At 52.3% G+C, this 15,793-nt stretch carries 19 protein-coding genes, 2 tRNA genes and 1 pseudogene; 13 read left to right on the plus strand and 9 right to left on the minus strand.

The window, feature by feature from the left end; genetic code table 11:
* Positions 1–50 precede the first annotated feature (50 nt).
* From AC52W5_RS06735 to AC52W5_RS06750, 4 genes are all read right to left on the minus strand, one after another.
* Complete coding sequence (locus tag AC52W5_RS06735; protein WP_495670447.1) at positions 51–542, minus strand: hypothetical protein; 492 nt, start codon at positions 540–542, stop codon at positions 51–53.
* Positions 543–681: 139 nt separating this feature from the next.
* A complete protein-coding gene (locus AC52W5_RS06740; protein ID WP_495670448.1) occupies positions 682–870 on the minus strand; it encodes a type II toxin-antitoxin system HicA family toxin in 189 nt (62 codons plus the stop codon).
* On the minus strand, positions 867–1,130 hold the full coding sequence (locus AC52W5_RS06745) for a DUF1902 domain-containing protein (protein WP_495670449.1): 264 nt from the start codon (positions 1,128–1,130) through the stop codon (positions 867–869). Before AC52W5_RS06745 ends, AC52W5_RS06740 begins: the two co-directional genes overlap by 4 nt.
* Positions 1,131–1,159: 29 nt before the next feature.
* The gene (locus tag AC52W5_RS06750; protein WP_495670450.1) at positions 1,160–1,531 is read right to left on the minus strand and encodes a hypothetical protein; all 372 of its coding nucleotides are present in this window, start codon (positions 1,529–1,531) and stop codon (positions 1,160–1,162) included.
* 437 nt (positions 1,532–1,968) lie between these two features.
* Here AC52W5_RS06750 and AC52W5_RS06755 point away from each other — a divergent pair.
* The 3 genes and pseudogenes from AC52W5_RS06755 to AC52W5_RS06765 form a co-directional block, all read left to right on the plus strand.
* A pseudogene (locus AC52W5_RS06755) lies at positions 1,969–2,052 on the plus strand (hypothetical protein); the annotation flags it as partial.
* An 11-nt stretch (positions 2,053–2,063) separates the two neighbouring features.
* A complete protein-coding gene (locus AC52W5_RS06760; RefSeq protein ID WP_495670451.1) occupies positions 2,064–2,207 on the plus strand; it encodes a YdaS family helix-turn-helix protein in 144 nt (47 codons plus the stop codon).
* Complete coding sequence (locus AC52W5_RS06765) at positions 2,204–3,148, plus strand: virulence-associated E family protein (protein ID WP_495670452.1); 945 nt, start codon at positions 2,204–2,206, stop codon at positions 3,146–3,148. The genes AC52W5_RS06760 and AC52W5_RS06765 overlap by 4 nt, the downstream gene beginning before the upstream one ends.
* Positions 3,149–3,673: 525 nt before the next feature.
* Here AC52W5_RS06765 and AC52W5_RS06770 read toward each other — a convergent pair.
* Positions 3,674–3,760 (minus strand) — tRNA-Leu (locus AC52W5_RS06770).
* 56 nt (positions 3,761–3,816) lie between these two features.
* Here AC52W5_RS06770 and rnr point away from each other — a divergent pair.
* The 7 genes from rnr to dnaB all read left to right on the plus strand — a co-directional run bounded on the left by rnr (position 3,817) and on the right by dnaB (position 9,930).
* Positions 3,817–6,024, plus strand: coding sequence for a ribonuclease R (rnr, locus tag AC52W5_RS06775; protein WP_495670453.1), 2,208 nt, complete (start codon positions 3,817–3,819; stop codon positions 6,022–6,024).
* A 59-nt stretch (positions 6,025–6,083) separates the two neighbouring features.
* Positions 6,084–6,830, plus strand: a complete 747-nt coding sequence (gene rlmB / locus AC52W5_RS06780) for a 23S rRNA (guanosine(2251)-2'-O)-methyltransferase RlmB (protein WP_495670454.1) — start codon at positions 6,084–6,086, stop codon at positions 6,828–6,830.
* A gap of 121 nt (positions 6,831–6,951) precedes the next feature.
* Complete coding sequence (gene rpsF / locus AC52W5_RS06785) at positions 6,952–7,329, plus strand: 30S ribosomal protein S6 (RefSeq protein WP_495670455.1); 378 nt, start codon at positions 6,952–6,954, stop codon at positions 7,327–7,329.
* A 12-nt stretch (positions 7,330–7,341) separates the two neighbouring features.
* Entirely contained in the window at positions 7,342–7,638 is a 297-nt protein-coding gene (gene priB / locus AC52W5_RS06790) for a primosomal replication protein N (protein ID WP_074973094.1), read from the plus strand.
* A 38-nt stretch (positions 7,639–7,676) separates the two neighbouring features.
* Complete coding sequence (rpsR, locus tag AC52W5_RS06795; protein ID WP_107762532.1) at positions 7,677–7,961, plus strand: 30S ribosomal protein S18; 285 nt, start codon at positions 7,677–7,679, stop codon at positions 7,959–7,961.
* Between the two features lie 13 nt (positions 7,962–7,974).
* Positions 7,975–8,430, plus strand: coding sequence for a 50S ribosomal protein L9 (gene rplI, locus AC52W5_RS06800; RefSeq protein ID WP_495670456.1), 456 nt, complete (start codon positions 7,975–7,977; stop codon positions 8,428–8,430).
* 111 nt (positions 8,431–8,541) lie between these two features.
* Complete coding sequence (gene dnaB / locus AC52W5_RS06805) at positions 8,542–9,930, plus strand: replicative DNA helicase (RefSeq protein WP_074973090.1); 1,389 nt, start codon at positions 8,542–8,544, stop codon at positions 9,928–9,930.
* 148 nt (positions 9,931–10,078) lie between these two features.
* Here the strand turns inward: dnaB and AC52W5_RS06810 are convergent, their stop codons facing one another.
* The 3 genes from AC52W5_RS06810 to queD form a co-directional block, all read right to left on the minus strand.
* Complete coding sequence (locus tag AC52W5_RS06810; protein ID WP_495670457.1) at positions 10,079–11,530, minus strand: PhoH family protein; 1,452 nt, start codon at positions 11,528–11,530, stop codon at positions 10,079–10,081.
* Positions 11,520–11,996 carry a peroxiredoxin gene (locus AC52W5_RS06815; protein WP_074973088.1) on the minus strand — a complete coding sequence of 159 codons (477 nt, stop codon included), beginning with the start codon at positions 11,994–11,996 and terminating at the stop codon, positions 11,520–11,522. Before AC52W5_RS06815 ends, AC52W5_RS06810 begins: the two co-directional genes overlap by 11 nt.
* Positions 11,997–12,179: 183 nt before the next feature.
* Positions 12,180–12,629, minus strand: coding sequence for a 6-carboxytetrahydropterin synthase QueD (gene queD / locus AC52W5_RS06820; protein ID WP_074973087.1), 450 nt, complete (start codon positions 12,627–12,629; stop codon positions 12,180–12,182).
* 73 nt (positions 12,630–12,702) lie between these two features.
* Here queD and AC52W5_RS06825 point away from each other — a divergent pair, with 73 nt between their 5' ends.
* Complete coding sequence (locus AC52W5_RS06825) at positions 12,703–13,506, plus strand: radical SAM protein (protein ID WP_074973250.1); 804 nt, start codon at positions 12,703–12,705, stop codon at positions 13,504–13,506.
* 75 nt (positions 13,507–13,581) lie between these two features.
* Here the strand turns inward: AC52W5_RS06825 and AC52W5_RS06830 are convergent, their stop codons facing one another.
* Positions 13,582–13,869 carry a helix-turn-helix domain-containing protein gene (locus AC52W5_RS06830; RefSeq protein ID WP_011381257.1) on the minus strand — a complete coding sequence of 96 codons (288 nt, stop codon included), beginning with the start codon at positions 13,867–13,869 and terminating at the stop codon, positions 13,582–13,584.
* Positions 13,870–14,242: 373 nt separating this feature from the next.
* Here AC52W5_RS06830 and AC52W5_RS06835 point away from each other — a divergent pair, with 373 nt between their 5' ends.
* Positions 14,243–15,472, plus strand: a complete 1,230-nt coding sequence (locus AC52W5_RS06835; protein ID WP_495670458.1) for an aspartate kinase — start codon at positions 14,243–14,245, stop codon at positions 15,470–15,472.
* 78 nt (positions 15,473–15,550) lie between these two features.
* A tRNA-Ser gene (locus tag AC52W5_RS06840) sits at positions 15,551–15,643 on the plus strand.
* Positions 15,644–15,793 lie beyond the last annotated feature (150 nt).

The following is a 15,793-nucleotide window of genomic DNA, read 5'->3' on the forward strand; positions in this document are numbered from 1 at the left end:
GGGTTGGGCATTGCCATGGTAAGCAACTAACCTTAAGAAGTGGCGAGCATTCAGCGAAGATGTGCAGACGTCCGCACTAAGAAGGCGCTAAGAATTTTTTGCAGGGGTGTGAGAGGGATCAGTGCGTCAGGGCGGTTGAATTCCATAACCACGTCGTTATAAGCAACATCGCGCAGCGATTCTATTTCCTGAGCTGATCCAAGTCTTGCTTCTTCAATGGCAATGTTGAGCGCTTTTGCATCCAGGTTGTCGGCGCGCACCATCAGCGCCTCGAAGCGGCGCACGTCGGTTTCGTTTTGGGCAGCTTTGTCGCCTGGCCGAATAGCGATCAATGCCGCCCCGAATACAGCAACGACACATGCCCCAATAACCGAGAGTTCTTTGGGAAAGCTTTCTGCCACCGCAGATACGGCCGCGCTTCCACCCAGGACGGAGAAAAACACGCTCACCGCCTGAATACGGCGGTAAAAGCGGGCGGTGCGCTCTGCAAGCCTGATTGCATAACGCACTTCGCCCTTAAGTTGAACGTGATCTTTCGTCATTGTTTTGGCACCGGGGTTGGAGGTGCCAGCATGGGTATCGGCCTTGGCGGCACATGTGACTTCCAGGTATCAGAATTCATTATAGTTATTTTGTTTGAGCACACGAAGGGGGTTATTGTTCCTGGTGCAGACGTCTGCACTAAAAACGATGCTTGATTCCGGCATCTTTCATGATGCTGTTAGCGGTATGTCTTGAATAGCAGTTGAAAGGAACTAAAACGCTGATCCCGCCTTTCCCCCATATTTCATGAGACCCCTTTCCTTGCTTTAGGTATTCAAACCCGTTTTTCTTCAACGCATCTATAATTTTTGAATAATACCCTCTCATCCAGCAATCAGCCGTAAATCCGCAATCGGTCTGGAAATTGGGCGTCCCTTCAATTGAAGTTCCAATAAATCATCAATTCCATTGTTTATTTCTTCTACCAATTTCTCAAGTGTATCAGCCTCACAAACCAATCCCCGAAGATCATCACTGGTTGCGACGAACATTCCCGCTTCCTTATCGTGCAGAACGTTCACACGCAAGGTCAGTGGAACTCCCAGGTTACTGAGGGTGCGCCAAAATGGGTAGCCTATTCTGTACATAAACCTTCCCTCTCATTAAATCCTGCTATTTACCCAGGCCCCATCTGTTTCGACAGCACCCTGAGATCATCGTCCAGCTCTTCTACCAGGCATCTGGTATACATAGGGTTTCTTTGACATTCCCCCGTCAAAATAAAATCAAAGTGCCGATCCTCGTAAATGACTATATGAGCGGCGCCTCTTATCTCTGCTCTTTCCGCCTCCCCATCAAGTTTCTTAATGGCTTCTCTGACATCAGTTGGGGCTGCTCGTTTAATCAACCTGATCGGCGGTAGCGGATTATCGTCCATCTTCGTCGCTCTCCTCTTTTTCTGTTGACCGAGCCTGGGGTGCAGGACGCAGCCGTGTGGCATAAAGAATATCAGAATGAGGGCGCCGTCTATCTGGAGAGTGTCCAACATCCTGTATGCGCCTTTCCGGAATTATCCGGTCAAACAAGTTTGCAAACGCTGTCTGTGTCTTCTGGTCTAGACGACTCATAACCAAAAGCATTTTCTCTTGATCTTCCGTAATTTCTGTTGGCGCTGTCTTTTTTCTATCCTTGCTCTCTTCTCCGAACCACCACTCATAAGGCAACCCGAAATACTCCACAAGCCCAGGGTAGTGTTTCTTATCTATTGTCCCGCGCTTTATCCAGTCGCCAGAGACCGTAGGTGGCTTCACATTGAAGTGTTTAGCCACTGCGGCCTGAGTGACTCCCTTTCGCTTAATAGCTTCCGCTAGTTTTTGCCCCAGGTGTGGGGATTCTTTGTCTTTAGGCATAGCCTAATGTAACTTCGCCTATTAAAGTTAGGCAATTCTTATTGAAATAGTTAGGAGACGCCTTACTATTAGAGCCATGAACAATACCACCATCCTTAAAGCTAGAACGTTAATCGGAGGAACATGCGCCGTAGCTTCTGTTGTTGGAGTTAAACCTCCAACGGTTACGCAGTGGATAAACGGGACTCGTCCTATTCCCATAGAACGCTGCCCGGCCCCATCGAACAAGCCACAAACGGCGCTGTTACCTGCGAAGAGCTTCGCCCTGATTTCGATTGGCAATACCTCCGCAACTCAAAAAAGGTGGAAGCATGATCGATCCGATTTATTACACCGACGATTACCCGCGGGAAGGGGGTGTTGCAGTAACTGAAGTTACTGCTGACGGTTATAGCCTTTCCATCAAAGCGCCGGATGGTACGGCACTTGAAACATACGCCACCGTTAAAACAACCGATGACATTTCGAGAATGCTTAAAGAGTGGTGCGAGGGGCTCACCCGCAAGTATGCCTTTGCGCCCTCTGCGGCGCTCACTGCCTCCGCTACGGAAGTAATCGCGCGGCTTAACAGCTTCAATCCCGTGCAGGACTACCTGCGCGGCCTGAAATGGGATGGCGAGAAGCGCATCGATATGTGGCTATCCGATTTCCTCGGCATCCCTGTCACTGATTACTCCTGGCGCGTTGCACGTTGGTTTTTGGTAGGCATGGTGGCGAGGGCAATGAAGCCCGGGGTGAAGTTCGACTATTGCCTTGTGCTCGAGGGAGATCAGGGCAGATTGAAATCTACTGCCTTGCGGGTACTCGGCGGGGATTGGTTCGGGGATACGGACCTCGATCTGAACAACAAGGATTCCATGTCTGCCATCAGGGGCAAGTGGCTGTATGAGTTCGCGGAACTCGGCTCGCTCGCCCGCGCAGAGGCCTTGAGGCAGAAATCCTTTTTGTCACGCCAAGTGGATGAGTTTCGCCCGGTCTATGGTCGGCGAGAAATCCGCAGCCCACGGCAACTGGTTTTTGGTGGGACCACGAACGAGTGGGAATGGAACAAGGACCCCACCGGAGGGCGCCGCTTCTGGCCCGTTAAGTGCGAGCAGGAAGTGGACTACAAAGGCCTCGCCGAGGTGCGGGACCAGCTCTTTGCAGAAGCATTCGCAGCATGGCAGGCAGGGGAGCGTTTCTGGCCAACGAGCGAGGAGCAGAAATTGTTCTTCGACCCGGAGCAACTCAAGCGTACGGCAGCGGATGCGAAATGAGATTCCATTCCCTTCGCACTGATGCGGCCGCTACGGAACGCAGTCTTCTATCCCGCCACGCTGCAAAATGATCAGGCCCCAGCTCCTGCAGCTTTACCTTTGCAACTTCGTCACGACACAGTAACCCGATCCGCATCCGCTCCCATCGCTCGCGGCGTTTAGTGACAGAGACTTGATCCCGATAGTGCTCCAGCAACTGGCCGAAGGTCTTGTCCGGAATGTCTCCGCGCTTGCCTGCTATAATGGATTTTTCGGTCTCGACTGCCCACGCCAGTGCTTCCGCCTTGGTATCGAATGTACCTGACTCGCGTATGCCTTTCAGCTTGATCTAGGCTCGCCATTGCGTCCCGACTTGCTAATGGATGCTATATGGTTGGGGCCGTCTCTGGGGCAAAACTGGGGCCTCAGTATAGCGAAAGCGGGGGATATTGGGGGGAATGTAAGACGCTGAAGGCAACAAAAAACCGGAAAGCTAAGCTCTACGCGGTTTTGGGAGAAATCTGGAGTATTATGAAAAATCTATCGTGGTGCCCAGAAGAGGACTCGAACCTCCACAGTGTTGCCACCGCTAGGACCTGAACCTAGTGCGTCTACCAATTCCGCCATCTGGGCAATGAGCGAATCTGTCCAACGATGGGACAGAGGCGCAATTCTATAGGAAATCAGCTTTGACAATCAAGAAGAAACAAAAGCTCCGCAAGCTGGACCCTTATCTTGAACGGGAAAAAGAGCGTTATGGTCACGCGCTGCCCAGTCGGGAATTCATACTCCAGATACTCGAAGAACAGGGCGTTCCCGTACCCGAGGAAGCCTTGCAGAACCTGCTGGGAATCACCGAAGAAGAAGACGATATCTTCAGCCGCCGTCTTTCTGCCATGCTGCGCGAAGGCCAGATCATGCGCAACCGGAAGGGCGATATCTGCATGGTGGAGAAGCTCGACCTCATCAAAGGGAAGGTCCAGGGTCACCCGGACGAATTTGCTTTTCTGATACCCGATGATGGCAGTCCGGATTTATTCTTGAGCGCCAAAGAAATGCGCAAAGCGCTGCACGGCGACCGGGTGATGGTGCGTGAAATCGGGGTTGACCGGCGAGGCCGCAGGGAAGGGGCCATCGTAGAAGTGTTGGAACGTGCTGTAACCCATTTGGTGGGGCGATTGCATGCGGATCACGGAATTCTGTACGTGGAGGCGGAGAACAAGCGTATCAGCCAGGATATTCTGATCCCCAAAGAAGAATCGATGAATGCAAGGGCAGGCCAAGTGGTCATGGTAGAGATCATTCAGCAGCCGAGCAAACATGCGCAGCCAATCGGCCGCATCATCGAGATTTTGGGCGACTATACCGCCCCCGGGATGGAGATCGAAATTGCGCTTCGCAAGCACGACTTGCCTTACCAGTTTCCACCGGAGGTGGAAAAACTTTCCGCCCGTTTTCCATCCAAGGTATTGAAAAAAGACTTGGTCAAGAGGGAAGATATCCGTCACTTGCCGTTGGTGACCATAGATGGCGAAACCGCGCGAGATTTTGACGACGCTGTATATTGCGAGCGCGACGGGAAGAATTACAAACTTTATGTTGCCATTGCCGACGTCAGCCATTATGTAAAGCCAAGCGATGCGCTCGATCAGGAGGCGTTCAATCGTGGCAATTCGGTCTATTTTCCGCGGCGCGTTATCCCCATGCTGCCGGAAGCGCTATCGAATGGGCTCTGTTCGCTCAACCCGGAGGTGGATCGTTTATGCATGGTGTGCGAAATAAGCCTGGATTTTGCAGGTGACTTCAAGGACTATCGTTTTTATCCCGCAGTCATGTTTTCGCACGCCCGGCTTACCTATACAAAAGTGGCGGCCATGCTGGAGAGTCCCAAGGGAGAGGAAGCGAAACAATACAAGGATCTTTTGCCGCACATCCAACTGCTCAACAAATTATTCAAGGTATTGCTGAAAGCGCGAGATCTGCGGGGGGCGATTGATTTTGAAACGATCGAAACGCAAATGATTTTCAACGATGAGGGCAAAATCGAGCGTATCCTGCCAGTAAAACGCAATGATGCGCATCGTCTCATCGAAGAATGCATGCTCGCGGCCAATGTGTGCGCCTCCGATTTTTTGCAGAAACACAAACAACCGACTCTCTATCGCATCCATGAAGGTCCGACACCGGAAAAACTTGCCGCCTTGCGTGATTTTCTGAAGGAATTTGGTGTTCAGCTAGGGGGTGGCGACGACCCCAAGGCGAAAGATTATGCTCGTACGTTATCTACAATAAAGGATCGGCCCGACGCTCAATTGTTGCAGACTGTCATGCTTCGCTCCTTGCGCCAGGCAGTGTACAGTCCGGACAATGTCGGCCATTTCGGTCTTGCATATGAATCTTACACGCACTTTACATCCCCTATTAGGCGTTATCCCGATCTGCTGGTACATCGAGCCATCAAGGCCGTGCTGAACAAGACAGGGTATTCTCCGGGTAATTGGCATGAATTGGGCGAGCATTGTTCTCAGACGGAGCGCAGGGCGGATGATGCGACGCGCGACGTCGAAACGTGGCTCAAATGCTATTACATGCAGGACAGAATCGGAGAATGCTTTGAGGGAGTTGTCAGCGGTGTCGCAAGTTTTGGTCTTTTTGTGGCATTGGATGGAATTTATGTCGAGGGACTCGTGCATGTTTCAGAACTGCCCAGCGATTATTTCCATTTTGACGCAGTCAGGCACATGTTGCTGGGGGAGCGCACCGGGAAGCGCTATCGACTGGGCGACCGGCTCAGGGTCAGGCTGGTTCGAGTCGACCTGGAATCCAGCAGGATAGATTTTGTGCTCGCCGAAAACGCCTCGGGTGCGGGAAAAATAAAAACCGGGGCAGCGAGTTGATTTCCCCGGCGAGTGTCCGCTCCCCGTTTATCCTTTTTTGCAATTACTCATTACCATAGATGTCCGGCTCGCGTTTTATATTCGGTTTCCATGCGATTACCAGCCGGCTGCGCCAGAATGCGGCCAGCGTCCGGGAGATTTTCCTCGATGCGGAGCGAAGGGATCAGCGTGCCCGCGATCTGGCGACGCTGGCAGAAACCCAAGGCATACGGTTGATTGCATGCGACACCGCAAGGCTTATGGCTTTGGCGGGTGGTGCCCGGCACCAGGGCGTAGTTGCCCGTATCGACTCCGCCCGTACATATGTGGATATCGACGATGTGCTCGACACCCTCACTGAGCCTGCGCTGCTTCTGGTGCTGGATGGAATCCAGGATCCTCATAACCTCGGTGCGTGCCTGCGTGTCGCAGATGCTTTCGGTGTTCATGCTGTGATTGCACCAAAAGACCGCGCTGTGGGCCTAACCGCTGCGGTGCACAAGGTGGCAAGCGGGGCGGCGGATAACGTGCCCTATATTTCCGTGACGAATCTCGCCCGTACCCTACGCGGATTGAAGGAGCGGGGGGTAACGATCCTGGGAACGGCTGCCGATGCCGATACGGAGCTTGGCGCCCTCAAGCTTGATGGACCCGTCGCATGGGTACTGGGTTCGGAAGAGAAAGGAATGCGTCGGCTGACACGGGAAAACTGCGATCAGCTTGTTTCGATTCCCATGCTAGGCAGTGTGGAAAGTCTCAACGTTTCCGTGAGCGCGGGCATCTGCTTGTTTGAAACGTACCGCCAGAGATATGCCCCGAGGCCCTGATATAACCCCCGATTAAAATTGATATTTTCAAGTGGGTTGAGTATAGTACCGGCCTCTTTGAAACATTTGACCTTGTCTCACCGTGCCGCATCACGGGAGGCTTTACCCATAAGGAGACTGCATGCGACATTACGAAATTATATTCATTGTTCATCCCGATCAAAGCGAGCAGGTATCCGCAATGATCGAGCGGTATCGAAGCATCGTAACCGCCAGAAACGGGCAGGTGCATCGCCTGGAAGACTGGGGACGGCGCCAGCTCGCGTACCTGATCCAGAAAGTTCACAAGGCGCATTATGTGCTCATGAACATTGAATGTGATCAGGAAACGCTGGACGAGCTGGAGCACGCATTCAAATTCAATGACGCCATATTGCGCCACCTCACCATCAAAATGGATGAGCCGATTACCGCACCGTCACCCATGATGCGCGAAGAGAAAGCCAAATCCGCTCCGCAGCCTGCAGAGGAAGCCAAGGAAACGACGCTTGCGACCTAGGCTGCCAAGTCGTTGGATTGCAATCGGACTGAAATTTGCGGAACGATCACGGAAATCGGCAGCTTGCGTTATAGCCCGGCTGGAGTGGCAGTAGTCGAACTCAAGATCAGACATGTTTCCCGCCAAATCGAGGCGGGGAAGCCAAGGCAGGTGGAGTGTGAAGTTTCGGCCGTAGCCTTGGCGCAGATGGCAGAAACTGTTGCAGGCCTGGTTCCAGGGGCGACAGTAAAGCTCGCCGGGTTTCTTGCAAGAAAAAGCCGCATGAGTTTGCAGCTGGCGCTGCATGTAAACCGGATCGATCCTATCTAATGGATCTCATTTATAGACAGGAATAGACAGGAAAAATTATGGCACGTTTTTTTTCTAAACGTAAGGATGGCAAGGACAAGGATAAGGACAAGAAGGCTAACCGCCCTCTATTCAAACGCAGGAAGTTCTGCCGCTTTACCGCGGAAGGCATCAAGACAGTCGATTACAAGGACATCGAGTTATTGAAGGATTTCATCAACGAGAACGGCAAGATCATTCCGGCGCGCATAACAGGGACGAAGTCCAGGTATCAGCGTCAACTGAGTACTGCCGTGGAGCGCGCCCGCTTTCTGGCATTGCTTCCTTATACTGATTTGCACTGAGGAGAGCTGATATATGCAGATCATACTGATGGAGAAAGTTGTCAACCTGGGCCAACTGGGTGACGTTGTAAAGGTTAAAAATGGTTACGCGCGCAATTTCCTTATTCCGCAGGGTAAGGCAAAGCGTGCCACCCAGGCGGCTATTGCCGAGTTCGAAGCAAAGCGCACAGAACTGGAGGAAACCCAGGCGGATATCCTGGCCGCCGCCCAGGCTCGCGCTGCCAAGCTGGAAGGATTGATGTTGCAGATCACTCAAAAGGCAGGCGTGGATGGCAAGCTGTTCGGTTCAGTTACCAATGCGAATATCGAGGATGCGCTGAAAGCCCAGGGTTTTGAAGTTGAAAGGTCCATGATACGCATGCCGCACGGCTCGTTGAAGCAAGTGGGCGATCATCCGGTAACCGTCGTGCTGCACACAGATGTGGCCGCGCATATCGTCGTATCCGTTCTGGGCGAATCGATATCCTGAAAAGGTTTCTGTTTTTCATCTTCGAAAGGGGCTGGCAACAGCCCTTTTTCATTTTTGGTACACTGCAAGCAGTGTTAAAATCCGGACACGCCCGCAACGTCACGTAACTCCATGGCCCAATTTCTCACGGCAGCTTCAAGCGACCAATCACTCGAATCATACAAATTGCCACCGCATTCGGTTGAAGCGGAGCAGTCGGTGCTGGGTGGATTGATGCTGGACAATCACGCATGGGATAAGGTAGCTGATGTGATCACGGAAGATGACTTCTACCGGCAGGATCACAAGCTCATCTACCGGCATATCTGCAAACTGGTCGAGCATAGCAAGCCGGCCGATGTCATCACGGTAGCGGAATCCCTTGAGATATCCGCGGAACTGCAGGGGGTCGGCGGGCTCGCTTACGTCGGGGTTATCGTACAGAACACGCCTTCGGCTGCAAATATCCGCCGCTATGCGGAAATCGTGCGTGAACGGTCGATCATGCGCAAGCTTGCCCAGGTAGGCACCGGTATTACTGATTCGGCATACAATCCGGCTGGGCGTTCAGCCGCCACGCTACTGGATGAAGCTGAGGCCAGGGTTTTTGAAATTGCCGAGGCGGGGGCGCGAGGCAAGCAGGGTTTTATCGATATCCAGCCGCTGCTGAAGGAGGTCGTGGAGCGTATAGAGACGCTCTACAACCAGGATAATCAAAGCGATGTTACCGGAATCGCAACCGGCTTCCATGATCTGGATGAAAAGACTTCGGGCTTTCAGCCTGGCGATCTTGTCATCGTCGCGGGCCGGCCATCGATGGGCAAGACCGCCTTTTCGCTCAATATTGCCGAGCATGTTGCACTCACGCTCCAAAAGCCGGTAGCGGTATTCAGCATGGAAATGGGAGGTGCGCAACTGGCGATGCGCATGCTGGGCTCCGTCGGAAGGCTGGATCAGCACAAGGTACGTACCGGTCGCCTGCTGGACGAGGATTGGTCCCGCCTGACGCATGCGCTTGGAAAGCTGAACGACGCTCCGCTTTTTATCGATGAAAGTGCCGCTTTGAATGCCCTGGAATTAAGAGCACGCGCCCGCCGGTTGCATCGCCAGCATGGGGATCTGGGGTTGATCGTGGTGGATTATCTTCAGTTGATGTCAGCCGCCAGCCAGGGCGAGAACCGCGCCACGGAGATTTCCGAAATATCCCGCTCCCTCAAGGCGCTGGCAAAAGAACTGCATGTGCCCGTTGTCGCCTTATCCCAGTTGAATCGAAGTCTTGAGCAGCGTCCGAACAAGCGTCCAGTCATGTCCGATCTGCGCGAGTCCGGGGCGATCGAGCAGGATGCTGATCTGATTCTTTTCATCTACCGGGACGAAGTCTATAACCCGGAGACACAGGACAAGGGAATCGCCGAAATCATTATAGGAAAGCAGCGGAATGGACCGATCGGCAAGGTCGACCTGACTTTCCTGGGCGAATATACCCGATTCGAAAGCTACGCCAGATCAGGGCATTATTAAGACTGCCGGCTCGACTATTTTTCCCTATTGTCAGAATAGGCTTCTGGAAGTGCAGGTGTAGGTCAGGCTTTGCCTGATGACTTATCCGGCATAGCTCGACCTACCGTTAAGACCGGAGACGGTGGGCAGGTCTTGCGGGCGATAGCGCTTACAATATCTCCGCAGCATAATCCGCCAGCCTGGAACGTTCGCCGCGTTGCAGTGTGACGTGGCCGCTGTGATTCCATCCCTTGAACCGGTCCACCACGTAGGTCAACCCTGAGCTTCCCTCCGATAAATAGGGCGTATCTATCTGCGCGATGTTACCCAGGCATACGACCTTGGTGGCAGGGCCGGCACGGGTAATAAGCGTTTTCATCTGCTTGGGTGTCAGGTTCTGCGCTTCGTCGATAATCAGAAACTTGTTGATAAAAGTGCGCCCCCGCATGAAATTGAGCGATTTTATCTTGATGCGGGAGCGAATCAAATCGAGCGTTGCGGCTCGTCCCCATTCTCCCGCGCTGTTATCCGTCTTGTTGAGCACGTCCAGGTTGTCTTCCAGTGCCCCCATCCAGGGGGTCATCTTTTCTTCTTCGGTTCCAGGCAGAAACCCGATATCTTCACCTACCGGGACCGTCACGCGCGTCATGATGATTTCGGAGTACACCTTGTGCTCCAGTGTCTGCATCAGGCCCGCTGCCAGTGTAAGCAGCGTCTTGCCGGTACCTGCCTGTCCCAGCAGGGTGACAAAATCTACTTCCGGGTTCATCAGCAGATTGAGCGCGAAATTCTGCTCGCGATTCCGCGCCGTGATGCCCCAGACATTGTTCTTTTGATGAGTAAAATCCTTCAGTGTCTGCAGAACGGCTGTTCTCCCGCTGGTCTCCTTGACCTGCGCGTAAAACGGTTTGTCATGCTCCAGATAAACGAACTGATTGATTACAAAGCCGCTGGCAAGGGGACCGGTCACCCGATAAAATGTCTGCCCCGACTGCTGCCAGGACTCCATGTCCTTGCCGTGTTCATCCCAGAAATCCGCAGGCAGTTCCTGAATGCCTGAAAAGAGGACATCAGTGTCTTCCAGAACCTTGTCATTGAAATAATCTTCCGCCGCCAGCCCCAAGGCTCGCGCCTTGATGCGCATGTTGATGTCTTTGGAAACCAGTGTGACAACGCGGTTCTGGTGGGTATCGTGCAAAAACTTGACTGCCCCGATAATCTGGTTATCCGCGCTGCCGCTTGCCAGATATACCGGCAGAACGTTTGTGATCGCCTGCGTCTGGAGGAATAGCCTTCCGGTTGCATTCTTGGTGCCATGTGGTTGCAAGGGAATGCCTTCGTCAATATCCGTTATCGCGCTGCTGACGATTTCATCCAGAAAACGGCTAGTCTGGCGGGCATTGCGGGTAACCTCCGACATCCCTTTCTTGTTGTTGTCGAGTTCCTCGAGCGTGGTCATCGTGATGTAGATGTCATGCTCCTGGAAACGGAACAGGCTGGTGGGGTCATGCATCAGCACATTGCTGTCGAGTACGAACAACTTGGGCATCAGGCGGATGACAGGAGGGATGGAAGCAGATGACTTGGAAGCCGTGGAAGAACTAGGCTTTCTAGGACTCATGATTCTCACTGCGCAGGGTTTTCACAAACTCCAGGACTTCCTGGACATGGCCGGGCACTTTGACGCTTCGCCATTCGCGCCGCAGTATCCCTTTCGTATCGACTACGAATGTGCTCCGGTCGATGCCACGGACCTGCTTGCCGTACATGTTTTTCATCTTCATCACACCGAACAGATTGCAAACCGTCTCATCCGTGTCGCTCAGCAACTCGAACGGAAAATTCATTTTTGCCTTGAATTTCTCGTGAGACTTGATGTTGTCACGCGAAATACCCACTATGTCACAATCGGCGTCGGTAAATTCGGTGTAAGCATCCCGGAATTCCTGCCCCTCGGTGGTGCATCCCGGGGTGTCGTCCTTGGGGTAAAAATAGATGACCAGGTTTTTTTCACGGGCTGTCGATAAACGAAATGTCTTATTACTGGTCGAAGGAAGTTCAAAATCGGGAACAGGCTGATTCAGCATTTCAATCCTCAGTGGTTACTCGCGATGTCATGTTAGCAAAAAAAGCATGTGCGGTTGCAACGAAGGGAAGATTCCCCACCTTCAAAACAAGCGGTCTTAATCCTCTTGATTTCATGAATGCTGTCCGGTTATTGCTAGGCTGTGATCGATTATCAAACAGCGGACATGGGGTGAGATGGACAATCAAAGTTGCCCTCGCACTGCATCGGCCCAGCAGTTGGGAGTTTCGAACAGGCGCACTTGCTGCAGCCTGAGATGATTGCCATAGCGATCCTGATACGCCTCATCGAGTATGTGGAAAGCGGTAAGAGCCAGATTTTCCGCCGTGGGTGGCGTATCCAGCACCACGGTCTTATGGTCCTCCAGCGATTGAAGGAATTCCAGCAACTTGTGATCTTCCGCATATGCAAGGAATGCATGGTCCCATTTATCCACCAGTACCTTTTTCGCGATACGTTTGACCTCGGAATAATCCATGACCATGCCTTGCTCGGAGACGCCGGGCTCAGTGATAATTTCGCCTGACAGGGTGATTTCTATGGCGTAACGATGGCCGTGCAGATGCCGGCACTGGCTCTTGTGGAAAGGTATACGGTGGCCGGCATCGAATTCCAGCCTGCGTGTAATTAACATTATCGGGATTGTAACATTGCAGCAAATTTCCAAACGATTGGATGTGGCAGATCATAGCCGCGATATAACCGGGATGACCTATGTTTACCCCGTTATTTCGCGCCGTGCCGGCGGTGTGTCGATCGGAATCAATCTTAATCCGAACAATGCGTGTAACTGGCGTTGCATCTACTGCCAGGTGCCGAATCTTTCGCGAGGTACTGCTCCCGCGATTGACCTGGCAAAACTTGAAGCCGAGTTGCGGGCTTTGCTGCACGAAATCGTATATGGCGATTTCATGCAAAGGCAGGTGCCTGCCGAGGCAAGGCGTCTCCATGATATCGCTTTATCCGGCAATGGCGAATCGACCAGTGCAAAGGAATTCGAACAGGTCATCGAACTGCTCGGACGGGTAAAAGCTGATTACGATCTGCCCGAAGCGCTTAAGCTGGTATTGATCACAAATGGCAGCCTGATAGATCGCGACAGTGTCCAGCGCGGGTTGAGCCGGATGGCAATATTCAATGGCGAAGTATGGTTCAAGCTGGACAGTGTCACCCGCGAGGGGAGGCAGCTGATCAATAACACGCGCATGAGCTTGAAGAAGATGCGCAGGAATCTGCAACTGTCTGCATCCCTGTGCCCTACATGGTTGCAGACCTGCGTATTTCAGATCGACGGGATGCCCCCTTCCAGAAATGAATCTGAAGCGTATTTGAGATTTATCGAGGAATTCCTGAGCGAGGGGGGGGTACTCGAAGGGGTGCTTCTGTACGGTCTTGCACGTCCATCCTTGCAGCCAGAGGGACCGCGGCTCACGAAGATCAGGCAGGAGTGGATGGAGGCATTTTCGGAACAAATAAGACGCCGGGGACTCGCTGTAAAGCTGAATCCATAGCTTGAATTTTTCTCCTTCCTGATTCTCCGATGAAAGCTTGAGCAGTGATCCGGACAGGTTTCCGTATTTATTGTCCTACTGCTTGGCCTTGGAGGCTTTCTTCAGGCTCTTGTACAGCTCAGGATCCTTGCTTTTCAGTAAGGCTGCAACAGCCAGATCGTCTTTCTTGATCTTGGAAAGATCGATGTGCTCGATATGCACCAGTCGTACCAGTTCCCTTACCGGTCTGGGCATATTTCGTCCACTCTCATAACGGGAACCACCGCTTTGGGTGACACCGACCTTGCTCCAGAAATCATGCTGATTGAGACCCAGCTTGCGTCGAATTTCACGAGGATTGGATATTTCTTCGAAGAGTTTCATTGGGCATCCCGACAGGTTATGTAGTTAGAATAGGCGCGCTTTTATGTTATAGGAGTATTGCACATACATAAATTTAATTTGTTTTTTTATTCTATGCAAGTATTAAGAAACCCCTGAATCAATCAGGTTTTCCCTGAATAGAGCGGTTTCAAGCCCTGAATTTGACCTGTATCAATATTCTGGAGGTTTTCTCGTTTATCATTTTGCATATCACGGAACCTGGAAAAAGCTTCTGCAAAGGTTCTCGGGTTTTCTTTCCGGTAATAAGGTAAAATTCGAACACAATATCCATGCCGGGACTTTAAGCCCCTGAATTGATCCGACATATGGCATTTTGCTCGCGGCTTTGCCATTCTCAGTTAAGCAGGTTATCGTGACATTTATTGTTCAAAAATACGGTGGCACATCGGTGGGCAGCACGGAGCGCATCAAGAATGTCGCGCGCCGGGTGGCGAGATTTCAAGCTCGGGGTGATCAGGTAGTGGTCGTGGTGTCCGCCATGAGCGGAGAGACAAATCGTCTTATTGCGCTGGCCAGGGAATTTCAGGCTCATCCGGATCCCCGGGAACTAGATGTCATGGTTTCCACCGGCGAGCAGGTTTCTGTCGCTCTGCTATCAATGGCGCTGATGGATCTGGGCATCAAGGCGAAGAGCTACACCGGCCTCCAGGTGCGCATTCACACCGATAGCGCTTATACCAAGGCGCGCATACTCAAAATCGATGAGGGCAAAATACGCGCCGACCTCGATGCGGGATATGTAGTGGCAGTAGCGGGCTTTCAGGGAGTGGACGAGACGGGCAGTATCACTACATTAGGCCGAGGCGGTTCAGACACCACGGCTGTTGCCCTCGCGGCAGCGCTCAAGGCGGATGAATGCCAGATCTATACGGATGTAGACGGAGTTTACACGACCGATCCCCGCATTGTGCCCGAAGCGCGCAGACTCAAGACGATTACCTTTGAAGAAATGCTTGAAATGGCAAGCCTCGGTTCCAAGGTGCTGCAAATCCGCGCAGTGGAGTTCGCGGGTAAATACAAGGTTAAATTGCGGGTGCTCTCCAGTTTCGAGGAGGAAGGAGAGGGTACCCTCATCACTTTCGAGGAAGAAAAGAACATGGAGCGGGCGATTATTTCAGGCATCGCATTCAATCGTGACGAAGCCAAGATTACGGTGCTGGGCGTACCGGACCGTCCCGGTATCGCCTATCAGATTCTCGGCCCCGTGGCGGATGCGAATATCGATGTGGACATGATCATCCAGAATGTCGGCCACGATGGCATGACCGATTTTTCATTTACCGTGAATCGCAATGAATTTGCGAGAACGATGGATATCCTGGAAAACCAGGTGCAGCCCCACATCGGTGCACGCGGTGTCATGGGCGGTGACAGAATAGCCAAGGTCTCGGTGGTGGGCGTCGGCATGCGTTCGCACGTGGGCATTGCCAGCAGAATGTTCCGTACGCTGGCGGAAGAAGGCATCAACATCCAGATGATCTCTACTTCGGAAATAAAGATTTCCGTAGTCGTGGATGAAAAATACATGGAGTTGGCTGTGCGGGTGTTGCACAAGATATTCGAACTCGACCAGATATCATGATATTCCACTTATCGCGTTCCTTTCATAACCTTTGTTTGACCCGCGAGTTCTAAACCGCTATCCTAATGCGGCTTTGTTGGAGAGATGGCCGAGTGGTCGAAGGCGCTCCCCTGCTAAGGGAGTATAGGCTCAAAAAGCTTATCGAGGGTTCGAATCCCTCTCTCTCCGCCACCCACCAAACTAAAGCAGTCGCAGTCGACGGTGATCAATCGAGGTTAAGAGTAACCAACTCGGTTAACCACCCGGTTGTCGATAGGACTGTTGCTATCTACTATATTTATCTAGTAGTCCCAATTTTATCCAATCAGATATCAGTCATAC

Source organism: Nitrosospira sp. CT, assembly GCF_059489795.1.

Excerpts from the sequence above, each read along its gene's own strand:
- AC52W5_RS06735 (WP_495670447.1), bottom strand. The coding sequence starts at position 542 with ATGACGAAAGATCACGTTCAACTTAAGGGCGAAGTGCGTTATGCAATC.
- AC52W5_RS06740 (WP_495670448.1), bottom strand. The coding sequence starts at position 870 with ATGAGAGGGTATTATTCAAAAATTATAGATGCGTTGAAGAAAAACGGG.
- AC52W5_RS06745 (WP_495670449.1), bottom strand. The coding sequence starts at position 1,130 with ATGTACAGAATAGGCTACCCATTTTGGCGCACCCTCAGTAACCTGGGA.
- AC52W5_RS06750 (WP_495670450.1), bottom strand. The coding sequence starts at position 1,531 with ATGTTGGACACTCTCCAGATAGACGGCGCCCTCATTCTGATATTCTTT.
- AC52W5_RS06765 (WP_495670452.1), top strand. The coding sequence starts at position 2,204 with ATGATCGATCCGATTTATTACACCGACGATTACCCGCGGGAAGGGGGT.
- rlmB (WP_495670454.1), top strand. The coding sequence starts at position 6,084 with ATGTCCGGCTCGCGTTTTATATTCGGTTTCCATGCGATTACCAGCCGG.
- rpsF (WP_495670455.1), top strand. The coding sequence starts at position 6,952 with ATGCGACATTACGAAATTATATTCATTGTTCATCCCGATCAAAGCGAG.
- rpsR (WP_107762532.1), top strand. The coding sequence starts at position 7,677 with ATGGCACGTTTTTTTTCTAAACGTAAGGATGGCAAGGACAAGGATAAG.
- rplI (WP_495670456.1), top strand. The coding sequence starts at position 7,975 with ATGCAGATCATACTGATGGAGAAAGTTGTCAACCTGGGCCAACTGGGT.
- dnaB (WP_074973090.1), top strand. The coding sequence starts at position 8,542 with ATGGCCCAATTTCTCACGGCAGCTTCAAGCGACCAATCACTCGAATCA.
- AC52W5_RS06810 (WP_495670457.1), bottom strand. The coding sequence starts at position 11,530 with ATGAGTCCTAGAAAGCCTAGTTCTTCCACGGCTTCCAAGTCATCTGCT.
- AC52W5_RS06815 (WP_074973088.1), bottom strand. The coding sequence starts at position 11,996 with ATGCTGAATCAGCCTGTTCCCGATTTTGAACTTCCTTCGACCAGTAAT.
- queD (WP_074973087.1), bottom strand. The coding sequence starts at position 12,629 with ATGTTAATTACACGCAGGCTGGAATTCGATGCCGGCCACCGTATACCT.
- AC52W5_RS06825 (WP_074973250.1), top strand. The coding sequence starts at position 12,703 with ATGACCTATGTTTACCCCGTTATTTCGCGCCGTGCCGGCGGTGTGTCG.
- AC52W5_RS06830 (WP_011381257.1), bottom strand. The coding sequence starts at position 13,869 with ATGAAACTCTTCGAAGAAATATCCAATCCTCGTGAAATTCGACGCAAG.